14 protein-coding genes are annotated in these 17585 nt (G+C 59.9%); 3 read left to right on the top strand and 11 right to left on the bottom strand.

The window, feature by feature from the left end:
• Positions 1-106: 106 nt before the first annotated feature.
• Both yajC and tgt read right to left on the bottom strand, forming a co-directional pair.
• Positions 107-451, bottom strand: coding sequence for a preprotein translocase subunit YajC (yajC, locus tag SCL_RS05520; protein WP_096360292.1), 345 nt, complete (start codon positions 449-451; stop codon positions 107-109).
• 122 nt (positions 452-573) lie between these two features.
• Positions 574-1695 carry a tRNA guanosine(34) transglycosylase Tgt gene (gene tgt / locus SCL_RS05515; protein ID WP_096361857.1) on the bottom strand — a complete coding sequence of 374 codons (1122 nt, stop codon included), beginning with the start codon at positions 1693-1695 and terminating at the stop codon, positions 574-576.
• Positions 1696-1941: 246 nt separating this feature from the next.
• Between tgt and SCL_RS05510 the strand changes: the two genes are divergently transcribed.
• The gene (locus SCL_RS05510; RefSeq protein WP_096360291.1) at positions 1942-2346 is read left to right on the top strand and encodes a peptidylprolyl isomerase; all 405 of its coding nucleotides are present in this window, start codon (positions 1942-1944) and stop codon (positions 2344-2346) included.
• Here the strand turns inward: SCL_RS05510 and SCL_RS05505 are convergent.
• The 4 genes from SCL_RS05505 to SCL_RS05495 all read right to left on the bottom strand — a co-directional run bounded on the left by SCL_RS05505 (position 2293) and on the right by SCL_RS05495 (position 6654).
• Complete coding sequence (locus SCL_RS05505; protein ID WP_096360290.1) at positions 2293-3006, bottom strand: transposase; 714 nt, start codon at positions 3004-3006, stop codon at positions 2293-2295. The genes SCL_RS05510 and SCL_RS05505 overlap by 54 nt on opposite strands.
• Positions 3007-3211: 205 nt before the next feature.
• Positions 3212-3478 (bottom strand): hypothetical protein, encoded by a 267-nt coding sequence (locus SCL_RS14005; RefSeq protein ID WP_148664999.1) that lies wholly within the window; start codon positions 3476-3478, stop codon positions 3212-3214.
• 7 nt (positions 3479-3485) lie between these two features.
• Positions 3486-5408 carry an RHS repeat-associated core domain-containing protein gene (locus SCL_RS05500; RefSeq protein WP_096360289.1) on the bottom strand — a complete coding sequence of 641 codons (1923 nt, stop codon included), beginning with the start codon at positions 5406-5408 and terminating at the stop codon, positions 3486-3488.
• A gap of 89 nt (positions 5409-5497) precedes the next feature.
• Positions 5498-6654, bottom strand: a protein-coding gene (locus SCL_RS05495) for an IS3 family transposase (protein WP_231969805.1) whose coding sequence is annotated in 2 segments (ribosomal slippage) — positions 5498-6387 and positions 6387-6654 — 1158 coding nt in all. Because the reading frame shifts where the segments join, the coding sequence is not laid out codon by codon here.
• Between the two features lie 68 nt (positions 6655-6722).
• On the opposite strand from SCL_RS05495, the gene SCL_RS05490 reads away from it, so the two are divergent.
• On the top strand, positions 6723-7634 hold the full coding sequence (locus SCL_RS05490) for a peptidylprolyl isomerase (protein ID WP_096360287.1): 912 nt from the start codon (positions 6723-6725) through the stop codon (positions 7632-7634).
• On the opposite strand, the gene queA is transcribed toward SCL_RS05490, so the two are convergent.
• A complete protein-coding gene (queA, locus tag SCL_RS05485) occupies positions 7631-8719 on the bottom strand; it encodes a tRNA preQ1(34) S-adenosylmethionine ribosyltransferase-isomerase QueA (RefSeq protein WP_096361856.1) in 1089 nt (362 codons plus the stop codon). The two genes, SCL_RS05490 and queA, sit on opposite strands and share 4 nt — an antisense overlap.
• A gap of 107 nt (positions 8720-8826) precedes the next feature.
• Between queA and glgP the strand changes: the two genes are divergently transcribed.
• Entirely contained in the window at positions 8827-11385 is a 2559-nt protein-coding gene (glgP, locus tag SCL_RS05480) for an alpha-glucan family phosphorylase (protein ID WP_096360286.1), read from the top strand.
• 578 nt (positions 11386-11963) lie between these two features.
• On the opposite strand, the gene SCL_RS05475 is transcribed toward glgP, so the two are convergent.
• The 4 genes from SCL_RS05475 to glgC all read right to left on the bottom strand — a co-directional run bounded on the left by SCL_RS05475 (position 11964) and on the right by glgC (position 17432).
• Positions 11964-12650, bottom strand: a complete 687-nt coding sequence (locus SCL_RS05475; RefSeq protein WP_096360285.1) for a Crp/Fnr family transcriptional regulator — start codon at positions 12648-12650, stop codon at positions 11964-11966.
• Between the two features lie 342 nt (positions 12651-12992).
• Positions 12993-14471: a 4-alpha-glucanotransferase gene (gene malQ, locus SCL_RS05470; protein ID WP_096360284.1), complete on the bottom strand. Its 1479-nt coding sequence runs from the start codon at positions 14469-14471 to the stop codon at positions 12993-12995.
• Complete coding sequence (locus SCL_RS05465) at positions 14468-16174, bottom strand: glycoside hydrolase family 57 protein (protein WP_096360283.1); 1707 nt, start codon at positions 16172-16174, stop codon at positions 14468-14470. Before SCL_RS05465 ends, malQ begins: the two co-directional genes overlap by 4 nt.
• Positions 16164-17432: a glucose-1-phosphate adenylyltransferase gene (glgC, locus tag SCL_RS05460; RefSeq protein WP_096360282.1), complete on the bottom strand. Its 1269-nt coding sequence runs from the start codon at positions 17430-17432 to the stop codon at positions 16164-16166. The genes SCL_RS05465 and glgC overlap by 11 nt, the downstream gene beginning before the upstream one ends.
• Positions 17433-17585: the final 153 nt, after the last annotated feature.

Genomic DNA, 17585 nt, shown 5'->3' with positions numbered 1-17585 from the left:
TATTTTTTTGCCACAGAGAACACAGAGATCACAGAGAAAAGCAAATATACAATTGCCTGCTTTTATTTTTTAACTCTGTGTTCTCTGTGGCTCAAATTCTTATGTGTCAGGCCGATTTGATCGTGCCCTTGGGGAGAACGGTCTGCACCGCCTGGCGCTGTACCTTGATCTCGACGCCCTTGGCGATGTCCACCGTGACGTAGCCTTCACCGAGTTCCGTGACCTTGCCCAGCACGCCGCCGGCGGTGACGATCTCGTCTCCCTTGGCCAGCGCTGCGATCATGGCCTTGTGTTCCTTGGCGCGCTTGGCCTGCGGGCGGATGAGAATGAAGTAAAACGCGGCGAACAGCACGCCGAGCATGATCAGCGTCATGAAGGGGCTGCCCTGCGGTGGGGCGCCTGCGGCAGCAGCCGGGGCCTCGGCCAAGGCGTCGGAAATTAAGAAGTTCATTGATAATTCCTCAAAATAAAAATTCACAGGATTAACAGGATTGTTCAAGATTAACAGGATTTAATTCAGATCGGGTTTAATCCTGTAAATCCTGAGAAATCCTGTCAATCCTGTCTATTCTTTCAGTTCTCAGGGCCGTCCGGGGGCTCCGGCCGGCGCATACGATAAAACTTCTCGACGAAATCATCCAGTTCTTTTTCGGCGATGGCCTGGCGCAATCCCCGCATCAGGCACTGGTAATAGTGCAGATTGTGGATCGTGGCCAGCCGGGCGCCCAGAATCTCGTTGGCCTGCTGCAAGTGGCGCAGATAGGCGCGGCTGTAATGGCGGCAGGTATAACAGTCGCACAGCGGGTCCACCGGGCCGGTGTCGCGGGCATAACGGCTGTTCTTGATCTTGACCGCGCCGTCATGGGTGAAAAGCCAGCCATTGCGCGCATTGCGCGTGGGCAGCACGCAATCGAACATGTCCATGCCGCGGCGCACGGCCTCGACTAGGTCTTCCGGCGTGCCCACGCCCATGAGGTAGCGCGGTTTATCGGCGGGCATCTGCGGGGCCAGGTGATCGAGAATGCGGAGCATTTCTTCCTTGGTTTCCCCCACGGACAGGCCGCCGATGGCATAGCCGTCGAACCCGATCTGCTTGAGCCCGATGAGCGAGATATCGCGCAGGTGCTCGTACATCCCGCCCTGCACGATGCCGAACAAGGCGGAAGGGTGATCGGCATGCGCGATTTTCGAGCGCTCGGCCCAGCGCAGCGACAACTCCATGGAGGCGCGCGCCTCGGGCTCGGTGGCCGGATGATGCGTGCACTCGTCGAAAATCATGATGATGTCGGCGTCAAGTGCCTGCTGCACCGCCATGGACTCTTCCGGACCGAGAAAAATCTTCGCGCCATCCACCGGTGACTGGAACAGCACGCCCTTCTCGCTCAGCTTGCGCAACTGCCCCAGGCTCCATACCTGAAACCCGCCGGAGTCGGTGAGGATGGGACCGTCCCAGTGCATGAAACGGTGCAGTCCGCCGTGGGCCTTGATGACTTCCGTGCCCGGCCGCAGCATCAAGTGAAAGGTATTACCCAGAATAATCTCGGCGCCGGTCTCGCGCAGTTCTTCCGGCGTCATGCCCTTGACCGTGCCGTAGGTGCCGACCGGCATGAAGGCCGGCGTTTCGACGGTCCCGCGCTCAAACACCATGCGTCCGCGGCGGGCGGCGCCGTCGTTCGCCAGCAGTTCGAATTTCATGCCCATGTCAAGCGGCGATGGTAGCACAGCCGCAATGCTCACCCGTTGCTCGCCACACAACAACTACCGTGGCAACAGAGGGTTCCATTTAGGGTTCCATTTATGGACATAAAGAGGTTACAAAACAGCTGTTTCCCCGGCTCGAGTGAAATGTGCGGCGATACCTGATTGAACCCTTTAATCGCGCTGTGTCAGAATACCCGGACACTACAAAGCTCCTTGACGCAAGGGAGTGGGAGGAGGGTCATGAAAGTCTCGCGCGCTGTTCCCTGCATAGCTTCTTTCTGTCGCCGGTATTTCCACGGCCGGATGTATCTGCGCGCCATGGCCTGCGCCGTCCTGGCGTCAGTCCTCTCCCCGCCTCTTCTTGCGGCAAATACGATCGTGCGCATTGAAACCAACGTCGGCGGGTTCAATGTGGAACTTTACGATACCGATACCCCGTTGACCGTTGGCAACTTTCTCGGCTACGTCAATCGTAATGACTACGACAACAGTGTTATTCATCGCCATGCGACGCTCGAAAAGGACGGATTAGCTGTCATACAGGGGGGTGTGACAGAAAACCGGGTCAGAGAGGAATTTTCGCTAATATACTTAATCAATGTAATACACCCCGGCTTCCTCCTCTGCGCGTGGTCGGCCGGGTAGTCCGAGCCGGGTCTGCCGCTGTGTCATGGTCTCGATCTTGTCCTTGAAGTAAGAACGTCCGAGGACCAGCTCATGGTTGAGGGCCTCTCGAATTTCGTGCAACAAGGCATTGTCCATGTGATGCCGAAACAATTCCCGGTAGGCATGCTGGCGATCGGCCGCGGTGGCTCCGAGCGCGGTATACAGCGGATGCGGTGACAGCCGTGCATCGGCTCGCCCTTGGGCATTGGCACCGTAGCTGGACCATTTGTATTCCCCGGCGTGGTTCACCATCTCGGCCCGCAACGGGTTGAGTTCGATATAACGCATGCAGGTCAGCAAATAGGCTTCCGAGTCGATCAGGCTGGCCTTGTAACGTCCTTCCCACAAGGTACCGGTGCGTCGATAGGTCTTGTTGATGTAATACACGTAGCGCCGGCCCAGGGCCTGCATCATCTCGGCAATTCCCTGTTCCTGCATCGGTGTGACCAACAAATGTACGTGGTTGGTCATGAGGACGTAGGCGTGGAGACGACAATCGTATTTCTCGGCGCAGGCTTGCAGGTCTTCGAGATAGCGGCGGTAATCTTGCTCAGCGAAAAAACAGGGTTCGCGGTTGTTGCCGCGTTGGATCACGTGCTGAGGCACACCGGACAGGGTGAAGCGGGGTTTGCGGGGCATGGTGGTCGTTTCTCTCGGGGACGCAAAGACGGGAAAATATTAGCAAGTCGGAATATTAGCGAAAATTCCTCTCTGACCCGGTTTTCCGCGCGGGATCACGATGCGCGGCAGGCGGGCCATGAAGTTTTTCTATGTTGAATATGCTGGCTACGCTAAAGTGGCGGATGATAGTTTTCAAGGACTCTGACCCCTTGATTCGGGTTTTTCAGTCGGTCCACGTTTCAACTCGATGACCAAGATACTCCAATGCCCTCTGCGCATTGGCATACACATCATTTAGGCGCGAATCGGATACGTAAGCGCGTCGCCGATACAGAAGTATTCGCGGCGGATTTACCAGCCATTCAGAATCAATCAGTATGTCCCCGATGGCATCGTGATAATGCACGCCTCCGGCGAATTTCACTTCAACAGTGAATCCTTGTGAGCTGGTCACGGTGTTTAATCCAGTTTTTTGAAACTCATGGTTCATGACCAGCTCACTTGGGGCAAAATATTGTACAAATTGTTTCCCCGCCCATATTCAGAATGTCGTATGTAATACCTGTAACATTCGGATTCCCCATTAGGGCGGGGTACTCCGTAGTTGCCCAGATACTGTTGACTGGAACAAACGACGCTGACTGGAATACGGTGACGTTCCCCCTTGCACTTTGCGCGAATGCTAAACTCGCACTCTGTACGGCTTGGGGCGTTGCTGTCGCGCCCACGGCATATTGACTCATGGATAAAGTTTGTCCGCCATTGGCTCGTGCCCAGCTTTCCGCCACCCCCTGCGTGCCGCGGCCCGACCAAAAAACTGATTGAGTACTGGTCGCAGTACGCCCCACTCTCCCCATCCCCAGGAGCCGGGTAGGAGCGAAGATGGTACCAAAATCCACCGTCGCGCTTCCCAACGCCGACCATAAGTTCCCATTCGCGGCCTGGTCGAACGCGCTCACGAAAGGAATGGTGTTGATCCAGCTTGAACTGCTGCTCGGTGTACCTGTGCTCCATCCCGCCCCTAGCGTATTGTAGCTTGAGACGTACCCGCCGTAGCCCCCGGAGCTATACGAGGTGTTGTAGCTTGTCTGGGAGAGGCCGCCGCTACCGAAAGAACCCAGCGAGGAGCTGGAATTCCAGGAATCCCAACTGGAGTTCCAGCTCGAATAAGAACCGTAGTGACTGACGCGTTGCGTGCCAATGTTGCCATAGTCATCGAGGATCCATTGGTCGTAACCGCCGGCGGTGCCGACATAGCGGTTTTCGCCAATGCCCGATCCCCATTGCCAGCCGGTGAAATCGACAAAACTCGTCCCCGTCGGATCGGTATATTTGAGGGGGTTGTTGTTCGCATACGCATACGGGTGCGGGTCGCCCATTTCCTTCAAGGGGTCGGGCTGGAGGAAACGCCCCAGGAGCGGATCGTACTCGCGCGCCTTCATGTTGATAAGGGCGAGCTCGTCGTCGTGTTCCTGGGCGGTGTAACCGAGCTTTATCGGCGCGATAATGGCGGCGGTGGCGTCGGTGCCGTCGGCGTTTCTTCGCTTGCCCCAGACATCGTACGACAAGCGTCGCCGTATGTTTCCCGCGGGATCGGTGATGGCTTCCGTTGAGCCCAACGGGTCCGCGTGCAGATAGCTTACGGTCGGATCGCCCGCGCCGCCGCCGATCGTGGCAAAAGTATACAGTGCGACCGGCGTCTGTCCGGCATAAATGTAATGGCGATGAGTGGTGGTGGCGCCGCTAATCGTGGCTTCGTAGCGGCCACTGTCCATGTAGTGGGTAGGAATGTTGTTCGTTATCTTGCTGACGCGCTTGAAATTGGCGTCATAGCTGAACGTCGCGGTACTGGCGCCGCTGGCAATCGTGGCCGGCTGGTTGAAGGAGGTATAAGCGACGCTTTTTCCGCTTCCCGAAAGCATGTTGCCATTTGCGTCATAAGTGAAGTTCGCGCTTATGCCTCCGACGATGGAATCCACGGCGTGTGGACGGGCATTGCCGTTGACGAGATAGCTGTAGGTTCCGACATCGGATTTGTAGGTAAGGTTGCTGATGGCGTCGTATCGATAGGTCTTGCTTGCAGGACCGGTAACGCTTCTCAGCCGATTGAGGCTGTCATAGCCGAAAGTTTCCATAAAGTAGCTGCTGCCGCTATATGACATCCGCAGCGAGAGATTACCGCCGTTGTTCCACATGTAGTAGCCATAACGAACCTGGCCCGCGGGACTTGTGGTATAGCTGTACTCAGGCAAACCGGTTTCCGGGTAATAGCTATGGGTCGTAACCGTGGTGCCGCCCGCCAGCTGCTCTTCAGTGAGCCGACCGCGCGCATCGGCCGAGACAGCCTTCCAGAAACTTTGGTTATTTTGCGCATCCCTTAATTCGACAAGATTGCCGACGGTGTCGTAGAGGTGTTTCAAGGTGTAACCGCTGGGATATGTCAGGATATCGAGCCTTGAATAAGCATCAAAGGTCCGGGTGGACTTCCCCCAAATTCATGGACACCGGCTCAAGCAACTTGGTTCATCGCCTCGAACTCGGCCGGTGAACGGTAGCCGAGGGTCGAATGACGACGTTGCCGATTGTAGAACACTTCGATGTATTCGAAGATGTCCTGTTTCGCTTCTTCCCGCGTGAGATAGCGCCGGTCGTGGATCAGCTCCTTCTTGAGCGTGCCGAAGAAACTCTCGACGCAGGCGTTGTCCCAGCAGTTCGCCTTGCGGCTCATCGAACACGTCATGCCGGCGCGGCCGAGCAGTCCCTGGTAATCGCCGCTCGCATACTGCACGCCGCGATCGGAGTGATGCAGCAGCCCCTTGGCCGGTTTGCGCCGCCACAGCGCCATGGTCAGTGCCTGGGTGGCGAGATCGGCGGTGAGCCGCGGCCCCATCGCCCAGCCGATCACGGCCCGCGAGTAGAGATCGAGCACCACGGCGAGATACAGCCAGCCTTCCCGCGTCCAGACGTAGGTGATGTCACCGGCCCACACCCGGTTCGGTTCGTCGACCGCAAACCGCCGATCGAGTGTGTTGGCGGCCACCGGCAGTTTATGGCCGGAATCGGTCGTGGCCTTCCACTTTTTCACCGTTTTGGCCCGGATGCCGTGGAGGCGCATCAGCCGCGCCACGCGATTTTCGCCGATCCGGTGCCCGCGTTTCTGCAGTGCATCGCAGATGCTGGGGCTGCCATAGGTGCAGCGGCTCCCGGCGTGGATCGCCCGAATCGAGACCAACAACGCCCGGTTATGCACCGCGCGTTGGCTCTCCGGCCGGGTGTGCCAGGCGTAGTAGCCGGCCGCCGAGACCTTCAGGGCCCGGCACATCAGGCGCACGGGGAAGCGGCGGACGTTCTCCCGGATGGCGCGGTATCTCATGACCGCTCCCTCGCGAAGAACGCCGCCGCACGCTTTAAAAAATCACGCTCCTTTCTCACGGTGTCGAGCTCGCGGCGAAGACACGTCAGCTCTTCGTGCTCGGCCTTGAGGTTCGTCCGCGTGGTCCCGAGGCGACGTGCGTTATGTTCCTCGGTTCGCCAGCGGTACAGCAGATTCTCCGCGATGCCGAGCTCCCGTGCGATCTCGGCCACGGGTTTACCACTTTCCTGCACCAGGCGCACGGCCTCGGTCTTGAACTCCTCGGTGTATTGACGTCGTTTTTGTGCTGACATAGGGTCCTCCGATTTCGGTATTGTCCACCTTAACGGGGTGTCCACGAAATCGGGGGAGGTTCATATCAATGGCGCTGACACAGGACGAGTTTGGCAACCTGCTCCCAGACAGCGCAACCAGCGAGTGGTTTATCAACCTCAACGATAACTCCATTGGTCTTGTTGGATACACCGTTTTTGGCCATGTGATCGGTTCGGGAATGAATGTCGTGGATGCGATCGCCGCCTTGCCGCGCTCACCGTTATTTTTTTCCCCGTTTCAAGCCCCAACTCTCAATGGTGCCTATATATATACATCTCGGGTATGTGTAAACAATGACGCAGATGCCGCCTGCCCGCAAACCGAAGACATGGCACCCAACGGCGACGGGAATGGCGATGGCATTCCGGACCGCGATCAGGCAAACGTGACAACAATCCAGACTGTGTCGGGTGGTGGCACATCCACGATTTCCGCGGCCCCCGGCATGACAATCAACAACTTCAGAACAGTGAACCTGGGTTCCACGCGCTTCAACAATGGAATGTTCACCTGGAAGCTATCAGGGATAATGGGCACTGCGGGTGTTGTTGTAACACTGTATGACGGTGCCGCCACGCGCCCCGACTCCTACTATGCCTACGGTCCGACGCCCAATAACCCGACACCTCACTGGTACGACTTCACGTTCGACGGCGAAACTGGCGCCGAGATAAGTGGCGACAAGATTATCCTGCACTTCGTTGATGGAAAACGCGGTGATGACGATCTCGTCGCAAACAACAGCATTGCACACACGGGAGCCCAAGCGGTATTGGCAACATTCACCTCCACCTCGACCCAGGATCAACCTCAGTCCGGGGGATGCTCAATTACCACTGAATCATCGCAAGCATTACAAAGCGGCGACTGGATTCTTGTCGCCCTGTTCCTGACCATGCTTGCTCTTGTGCGCAGACGTGCCCGTGGAGATCGGGACCGGAACGCTATAAGCGATTAATCGACGAACATCGCATCTCCATAGCTGTAAAAACGGTAGCGGCCCTCGACCGCGTGACGGTAGGCATTGAGCACGTTTTCCGTTCCACCGAAGGCGCACACCAGCATGAGCAAGGTCGAGCCCGGCAGGTGGAAATTGGTCAGCAGCGCGTCGACGATCTGGAAACGGTATCCGGGGTAAATAAAAATATCGGTCTCGCCCTCAAAAGGGTCCAGGCGCCCGTCCCTCGCGGCCGTTTCCAGCGCCCTGACCACCGTGGTGCCAACTGCCACCACGCGACGCCCCTCTTTTTTTGCTGAATTGATTTTATCGCTGTCGCCCGGTAGCACGCGCACATATTCCGCGTGCATGCGGTGCTCGCGGATATCCTCCACCCGCAGCGGCTGGAACGTGCCAGCACCGACGTGCAAGGTGACGAAAGCGCTGTCCACGCCCATCTCCTTCAGCCGTCCGAGCATGGCCTCGTCGAAGTGCAGCCCGGCCGTCGGCGCCGCCACGGCGCCGCGATGCCGCGCGTACACCGTCTGGTAGCGTTCGCGGTCGGCGCCTTCATCCGCGCGAGCGATATACGGCGGCAGCGGCACGTGGCCGATGCGATCGAGGATTTCTGTAACCGATTCGTCGACCCCCTCTCCCTTTCCCTCTCCCTCTCCCCCTTTCAGGGGGAGAGGGGATTCTTTTAATTTCACGCCGATTTCGAACTCCAGTACATAAAACTCGCCCTCGCGGCCCTGCACTACCGCCGTGGCGCCGCCATCCAGGATCAATTTCTGTCCCGGCCGGGGAGGCTTGCTGGACCGCACCTGAGCCAACACGCGATGCACATCCAGCAGACGCTCGATCAGCACCTCGATACGTCCGCCGCTGTCCTTGTACCCGAGGAGCCGCGCCGGAATCACGCACGTGTCGTTGAACACCAGCAGATCGCCGGCCCGCAACAGCGCCGGCAGATCGGCAAATTTCATATCGCGGCACGCGCCGCTTGCACCATCGAGGTGCAGCAGACGGCTGGCGCTGCGCGGCGACGCCGGATATTGCGCCACCAGTTCCGGAGGCAGGGAATAATTAAAATCGGATTTACGCATGATGTTGCCGGGACGCCGCATTCACCGCTGTAAGCAACACAGTCACCCTGAACGGGCCGTCATACTATACTATGTAGCCTGAGATTGTCTCCGAACGAAGAGAGCTTATGCCCGGCACACGCTACACACTCGAAGTACAACCGGTCCTTCCGGAGCGCCTGAAACGGCTGAAGGAACTGGCCAACGATCTGCTTTACAGCTGGGACCGCGAGGTGCGCGCGCTGTTCTTCCGTCTCGACCGCGAGCTGTGGGAATCCTGCGGACACAACCCCAAGGTGTTCCTGCGGCGTGTGGCGCAAAAGCGGATCAACGAAGCCGCCGAGGACCGCGTGTTCATGGAGGACTACAACCGCGTCCTCTCGGTCTACGATACGTATCATCAGGAAACCGCGCGCGCCGACATCCTGCAGCACCTGGACCCGAAAGAAGACCTGGTGGCCTATTTCTGCGCCGAATTCGGCCTGCATGAAAGCTTCCAGATCTATTCCGGCGGCCTCGGCATTCTGGCCGGCGATCACTGCAAGGCAGCGAGTGATCTCAACCTCCCCTTCGTGGCCGTGGGCATGCTCTACCGCCAGGGTTACTTCACCCAGACCATCGACGCGCGCGGCAGCCAGGTGGCGCATTACCACCCGATGCACTTCGCCGACCTGCCGGTGGACCCGGCGCTGGATGCGAACGGCAAGGAAATCCACGTGGATGTGGATATGTCGGGCAAGCGCGTCATTCTCAAGGTATGGAAGGCCAAGGCCGGCCATATCACGCTCTACCTGCTCGACAGCGATCTGCCGGAAAACGACGAGGCCGACCGGCGCATCACTTACCAGCTATACGGCGGCGACATCAACACGCGCATCCAGCAGGAAATCGTGCTCGGCATCGGCGGTGTGCGCGCACTCGGCGCCGTGGGGCTCAAGCCAACGGTATGGCACATCAACGAAGGCCACGCCGCGTTCCAGATCCTCGAGCGCTGCCGCGAAGCCGTCGCCCAGGGCCTGGATTTCGACAGCGCGCTGGAGCTGGTCGCCGCCAACACCATCTTCACCACCCACACTCCCGTGCCGGCCGGCCATGACATCTTCGATTATGCGCTGATGGAGCGATATTTCGGCAGTCAGCTGAAGGCGCTGGGCCTGGACAAGGAAAAACTGTTTTCCCTCGGCTCCAGCCCGGACAGCCAGGGCGGTTTCAACATGACGGCGCTGGCCCTGCGCGGCTCGCGCTTTCGCAACGGCGTTTCGCGCATTCACGGCGGCGTGGCCTCGCGCATGGACGCCTACATCTGGCCGCAAATTCCCCCGGAGGAAAACCCGGTCGGATGCATCACCAACGGCGTGCACGTGCCGACGTTCCTGGCGCGTGAATGGGCCAACCTGTTCGACATGCGCTTCGGCGGCGGCTGGCGCAACGAGCTGCTCAACGAGGAATTCTGGAAACACATTGACGACATTCCCGATCACAGTTACTGGAGCCTGCACCAGTCGCTCAAGGCGGAGATGCTGGCCGAAGTCAAACGCCGGGTCATCCATCAGCACCGCCGCAATGGCACCAGCGAGGCCCTGATCGAACGTTATGTCCAGTATCTCACGCCGCATGATGCGGACGTGCTCACGGTGGGTTTCGCGCGGCGCTTCGCCACCTACAAGCGCGCCACGCTGCTGTTTTCCGACCCGGTACGGCTGGCGCGTCTGCTGAACGACCCGAAACGCCGCATGCTGCTGATATTCGCCGGCAAGGCGCACCCGCACGACCTGCCGGCACAACGGCTGATCGAGGTCATCCACGAATATTCGCGCCGTCCGGAATTCGAAGGCAAGCTCATCCTGCTGGAAGGATACGATCTTTCGCTCGCGCGCAAACTCGTTACCAGCGTTGACGTCTGGCTCAACACGCCGGAGTATCCGCTGGAAGCGAGCGGCACCTCCGGGGAAAAGGCCGGCATCAACGGCGTCATCAACCTGAGCGTGCTCGACGGCTGGTGGGGCGAAGGCTACAACGGCGAGAACGGCTGGGCCATCACGCCGCACGGCGCGCAGTACGACAGCGCCTATCGCGACCGCGAGGAGGCCCAGGAGTTGCTGGACATCATGGAAAAGCAGGTCATTCCGCTTTATTACCACCGCAATGGCCACGGCTATTCGGAACAGTGGGTGAAAAAATCCAAGAATTCGATGAAGTCGCTGATTCCGCGCTTCAACTCCCAGCGCATGGTGATGGATTACGTGCGCAACTATTACGCGCCGGCCAAGCGCCAGCGCCTGATGATGCTGGGCAACAACTTCGCGCGCGCCAAGGAGATCGCGGCCTGGCGCAAGCGGCTCGACCAGAGCTGGCCGAAAGTCAGCGCCTGGCGCGTGGATGACGGCCTGGCTGAAATCCGCTCCGGTGAAGCCCTGGCGCTGCGCGTAAAGGCGCGCCTGAATGGCCTGCACCCGGATGACGTGCTGGTCGAATGCCTGGTGGGTTACGAATCGGATAACAACGAGTTCATAAGGCTGGACAGCCATATTTTTGCGGCCGAAGGAACGGACGAGTCGGGCGAAACCCGGTTCAAGCTGGACCTCTACCCGCGGCTGCCGGGATTGCAGTATTACAAAATCCGCCTGTTCCCGTTCCACCCCGCCCTGTCGCACCGCTTCGAGTCGGGGTACATGATCTGGTTGTGAGAAATCATTAACAAACAGTTATTGCTCCACTGCCAGGAGCGAAGTTGCCGGGAATGCTGGACACCGGCGTCTGCGTGATCTGCATGTCGTAATCGTCAGCAGCTGACGTGGCGCCGGTGGGTCGATACCGGCGGAATCCCGAGTTGCCGGGCAAAGGACGCTGCCCCGAGCTGCCCTTGCCCGCGCCGAACGTCTTTAACGGCAATAACGCGGCCAAGACCCCAGCCGCGCTTAACGCACCCGGTGCCTTCACTACTTCACGCCTGAACCAGGATAGCTCCTCGTTTTCCTGGTCGTCGTTTTCCGTGGCACGCTTATGGATCGGAAAAAACGCGGGGGGTGTGGAGATGCATGCAGTAACTGCGCAAAATCTGTCACAAACAAAAAAAGGCGCCGGGAAAAACCCGGCGCCTCACGGCCGGTCAGGAATCAGTGACGAGGGAGAGAGGCCTGCCACCATGCCCGGAACCGGGCAGGAACCTGAGATGCTTCCCAAACGGGTGTCTATTGCTTCAGGCTCCACAACTCACAATCTACATGAGCCGTGACAACGGTGTCTGTTACAAACGTTACACAATTTAATCGCGCGAGAGTCGCTCCAAAGCCTCCGAAGACAACAACTCGATCTGGCCCCGCTGCAAACGTATGCATCCCATGCGCTCGAATTCCTTGAGCATCCGGCTTATCACGACGCGTGTCGTGCCCAATTCACGCGCCAATTCCTCGTGAGTCATCGAAATAGCGGCCGACTTGTTGCGCTCGAAAAGCTGGCCGAGCAGGCAGGCGAGACGCAAATCGAGGCGCTGGAAGGTGACCTGTTCCACCACCCGCATAACATCGCTCAGACGGCGCGCGAGCGTGGCCATGATGAAGTTGCGGAAGGCTTCGGAATGCGCCATGGCGTGCTGGAAAAACGGCATGGGAATCATGACCGCCCTTACCTCGTCCTCGGTCACGGCTTCGGCGGCATAGTCGGCGCCGGAAAGCAGGTTGTTCAGCGTCAGGATACAGATATCGCCGCCGTGGGTGCGATAGAGCGCAATCTCGCGCCCGCCTTCCGAACTTTCGTATACGCGCACCGTGCCTCTCACCAGCAGGAGGAAATTCTGACACGGATCGCCGCGACGGATGACCACTGCTTTGGGAGGGATGGTTATTTCCCTGGCAGCGTGCAACGCCTCCAGCCAGGCATCATCCTGGATTTCCGCGAGTCCCGGAAAAAATGAAAGCCATTTTGGGGCAGCAGATAATGCAGCGCTATTCATGACATTCTCCTCCCATCCAGACGGTATTTTCTCTGGCCAAAACGGATTCAGGGCAATGCCGGCGCTTGATTTTTATTCTATCTGTTCCGGCGAGTAACCCGATGATCGCAGGTACGTACTGCGACAAGTCCAGACCATTCATTCAAACCCATCAGAAGGAACTGCGCAACCGTTTTACCAATGTTCCTGAATGTACCTAAAGTTACATAACACGACGTAAGCGGGTCACGATAAAGAATCGGCAGGCAGGGATTGTCCGCACCGCTGTCGAAGGCGAACTGCAATATTTCCATGCCGGGCAATTCATATAAAACCCGCCAAATAACGGCATATCGCTATTCGCTACCCCGCGGTGCGGCCGTACATGGCTGTCATTCGCTTCAGCCGCTCACCGAGATCCGGCGCGATCTGTTCCCAGTGGAAACGCCAGCGCCAGTTGCCATCGGTCGTGCCCGGGGTGTTCATGCGCTGCCCACGGCCGAGCGCCAGGATATCCTGCATCGGCACGATCGCCAGTTGCGAGACCGAGGCCAACGCCGCACGCACCAGCGGCCATGGCATCGGTTCATGCGGGTAACCGAGGTATTCCACCACGCGCAATTGCCGTTCCGCCGGCAGGTTCTCGAACCAGCCCAATGTGGTGTCGTTGTCATGCGTGCCGGTGTAAACCACGCCCAGCTTGCGGTGATTGTGCGGCAGGTAGGGATTGTCCGCGCCGCTGTCGAAGGCGAACTGCAATATTTCCATGCCGGGAAAGTCGAAGCGGTCGCGCAACGCCAGCACCTCCGGCGTGATCATCCCGAGGTCCTCGGCCACCAGCGGCAGGCTGCCGAAATGCCGCAGCAGGGATTCGAACAACGCCTCGCCCGGGACCCGGACCCAGCGTCCGTTCACTGCGGTCGCATCCGCCGCCGGTATTTCCCAGCACGCCTCGAATCCGCGGAAGTGGTCCACGCGCAGCAGATCGAAGCGCCTGAATTCGGTGGTCATGCGCGCCATCCACCAGCGAAAACCGTCTGCCTGCATGCGCTCCCAGCGGTACAGAGGATTGCCCCAGCGCTGGCCCTGCGCGGAAAAATAATCCGGCGGCACACCCGCCACGGCCGTGGGCTGGCCGCTGTCATCGAGCCGGAAATATTCACGCTGCATCCAGACGTCGACGCTGTCGTGCGCCACGAAAATAGGCATGTCTCCGAACAGCAGCAGGTTGCGCTGCTCCGCATGTGAACGCAGCGCCTCCCACTGGCGCGCAAAAACGAACTGTTCGAAACACACCTGCTCCAGCTCATCGCTGAGGCGCACGCGCGCCGTGGCCAGCGCGTCCGGATCGCGATCGCGCAATGGTGCCGGCCACTGGAACCAGGCCTGACCGGAATATTCGCGCCGCAGGGCGCGATACAGCGCGTAGTCCTCGAGCCAGTGCGCTTCGCGGTTGATGAAGGCCGCGAAATCCCGCTGATCGGAATCCGTGGCGCGCTGCATGAATTTCTTGTACGACTGCGCCAGCCGCTCGACACGGTAAGCCGCCACGTTCACCGCGGCACCGGGCCGGTCCGGCTCCAGCCAGCCCCATTCGACCAGCCGGTCGAGACTGATGAGCATGGGATTTCCGGCATGCAGCGACAACGCATGATAGGGTGAACCGTCGCGATGCGTGGGGCCGAGCGGCAGCATCTGCCAGACGCTGAAGCCCGCCTGCGCCAGGAAATCCACGAAGCGGTGGGCGTCCGCGCCGAGGTCGCCATTGCCGACGCCACCCGGCAGCGAGGTGGGATGCAGCAATACCCCGGCGCGCCGCTGTTCGAGGACGGCGGGGATCATCCGGTGGAGAGCTGGCCGGGGCGCATCACGCCGCCGTGCCTGGGGGCGCCGCCGCCGCGGGTGAATACCTGCGCCAGGTATTCCGGCGGCTCCGTGCCGATCAGCTGGTAAAGATTGGTCAGGTGCTGGCGGTAAAGCTGCTCGAAATCAGCCACCGTGGAAGCCGGATTGTCACCGCCGAACCACCAGAACCAGTCCGAGCCCTCGCAAATGGCTAGCTGGCGGCGCGCGCGCTCGAGCTGCTCGGCGCTGAGCCGGGAGGCAGCGGCATCGAAGGCATGCTTGGCGTCGCCGAGCATGTCCCAACCGCGGTTCTTGTCCGGCTCACCGATCCAAGTGGACAGCGTGCCGTACACCCAAGAACCGGCCGTGAGCTGGGGCAGATGCTTCGCCGCCACGGTTTTCAGGCAATCGGAAAACGTGGTCAGCTCGATCCCGGGATGTTCCGACAGGCGACGGTAGAGCGCGCTCAGGAAAAAATACGCGTTCTCCGGATAATGCTCCCAGGCATTTTCCCCGTCCATGATGATCGACACCACGTGCTCGGGATGCGCACGGCAAGCGTGTGCGATGTTTTCCAGATGATGCACCAGGTTGTTGACTGCGTCATCGGCATGCCAACCGGCGTAGGTAAAACCGATGAGGTCGGACAAGCCGTCGTCGCGGAAGAAACAGCTCATGCCGCTGTCGGCGACGCTGTAGTGGCGGTAAAGCCAGGCCTCCTTCATGCCGTGCTCCGCATGGCCCGACTGCGCCAGGCTGTTGTGCAACACGCCCTCGCCGCTGGCGGCCCAGCGGAAACCCGCCTGCGCCAGCAACTTCAGGGACGGCGTGCTCACCGCCCCTTCCGACGGCCAGCACCCGGCCGGCGCAAAACCGAAATGCCGGCGGAAGGTCTCGATGCCTTCGCGGATATGCCAGCGCGCCCGCTCCTCGCCGCCGGGATACTGCGGCAGCAATGGCAGCGGCGCCTGCGGCATGGCCTCGCGCGCGCAGGCAAAGTCGAGCAGCAGCGGCACGATCGGGTGGGCGTACGGCGTCACGGACAGCTCCACCTGCCCGCGCGCGGCCAGTTGCCGGTAGCGCGGGATCACGTTCGACAGCAATTCGCCGATGACGCTGAGCAGTTCGCGCCGGTCGTGCAGACTGTAACCAGTTTCCTTTTCGAGCAGGCGTTTGATACGCGCGTCGTTGCGGCGCACGGTTTCACCGAGCCAGGCCAGGTGATACCACACCAGCAGATCGGCGAGATACTGGTTGCTCAGGTAGCGCAGCGACTCGGGATGCGCCATGCACCAGGCGGCCATTTCGGCCAGGCGGTGGAAGGCGGGGAAGCGGCCGATCATGCGCGCTTCATTGGCGCGCACGCAGGCCTTGATGAGCATGATGCGTTCCTCGTCCGAAGGCGGCTGCGCAGGACTGATCAGCGCCGCCAGCAACGGATCGCGGATGGCAAGGCTGTTGGTAAGAAAGCCCTCCACCTGTTTCGCGTAGTCTTCGATCTGCTCGAGCAGCAACGGGGCAAAATTGACCACGGCGCGCGCCGCCGGCACGGCCTCGAGATGCGCCGCCATGTCGGTGTAATCCTTGATGGCATGCAGGTAGGTCCACGGCAGATGGTAGCTGCCGCTCATCAGATCGCGGTATTGCGGCTGGTGCATATGCCAGCACAGCACGACTTTCAACCGTATGTCATCGGGCATGATGCAGTTCCTGGCCCAGCATTTCCGGCGTCACCAGCACCACGCCACCGGAACTCACGTGGAAGCGTTTGGCATCCTGCTCGAAATTCTCGCCGATCACCGTACCTTCGGGAACGTGGCAACCCTTGTCGATCACCGTCCGTTTCAGGCGGCAGTGACGGTTGATCACGACGTCCGGCAACACCACGGTGTCGGTGATCTCGCAGTAGGAGTGCACCTTCACGTCCGAGAACAGCAGCGAATGGCGGATGCGCGAACCGGAAATGACGCAGCCGCCCGATACCATCGAGTCCACGGCCATGCCGCGGCGGTCGTCGTCGTCGAACACGAACTTGGCCGGCGGCAACTGCTCCTGATAGGTCCAGATCGGCCATTTATCGTCGTACAGATTGAGCTCGGGCGTGACTCCGACCAGCTCGATATTCGCCTCCCAGAAGGCATCGATGGTCCCGACGTCGCGCCAGTACGGCTGCCGGTCGGTGACCGGGTCGCGGAACGGGTAGGCCATGACGCGATAGGCGTCGATCATGGAAGGAATGAGATCCTTTCCGAAGTCATGCGACGAAGCGGCGGTGTCGGCGTCGCGAATCAGCTGTTCATACAGGAAGCGGGTGTTGAACAGGTAAATTCCCATGGAGGCCAGGGCGGTATCGGGGCGGCCCGGCATCGGTTCGGGATCCTCCGGCTTCTCCTGAAAATCGACGATGCGGCCCTGCGCATCCATGGTCATCACGCCGAATTCGCGCGCGCGCGCCACCGGCACCTCGACGCAGGCAACCGTGACGTCCGCCTTGCTCTCGATGTGATGCAGCAGCATCGCGCCGTAGTCCATCTTGTATACGTGATCGCCGGCGAGGATCAGGACGTATTGCGGCTCGTGATTGCGGATAATGTCGAGGTTCTGGTAAACCGCGTCAGCCGTGCCGGTGTACCACGAGGTCTCGATGCGCTGCTGCGCCGGCAACAGCTCCACGAATTCGCCGAGTTCGCCGCGCAGGAACCCCCAGCCGCGCTGGATGTGCTTGATGAGCGAGTGCGCCTTGTACTGCGTCAGCACGCCGACGCGCCGGATGCCGGAGTTCATGCAGTTCGACAGCGGGAAATCGATGATGCGGAACTTGCCGCCAAACGGCACCGAGGGTTTGGCGCGCCACAGCGTGAGGTGTTTCAGCCGCGATCCGCGACCGCCGGCGAGAATCAGCGCCAGGGTATCGCGTGTCAGCCGGGTGATGTGTTGCGAGGATTGGCCCGGGTTCATGGTCGCACCTCCTTGGGGTATCGGCTGTCCGCGTATTCGTCCGTGTACGGCGATGATTTCTGAATTTACCACAACGCCATGAATTCAAATACACTATAAGATCATTTAACCGCCAAGACGCCAAGAACGCCAAGGAGAAGAATCTCCGGAAGT

Source organism: Sulfuricaulis limicola, from assembly GCF_002355735.1.
Lineage (GTDB): Bacteria > Pseudomonadota > Gammaproteobacteria > Acidiferrobacterales > Sulfurifustaceae > Sulfuricaulis > Sulfuricaulis limicola.
Note: the sequence above shows the minus strand (reverse complement) of the source record. Positions and strands in the feature narration are given on the sequence as shown.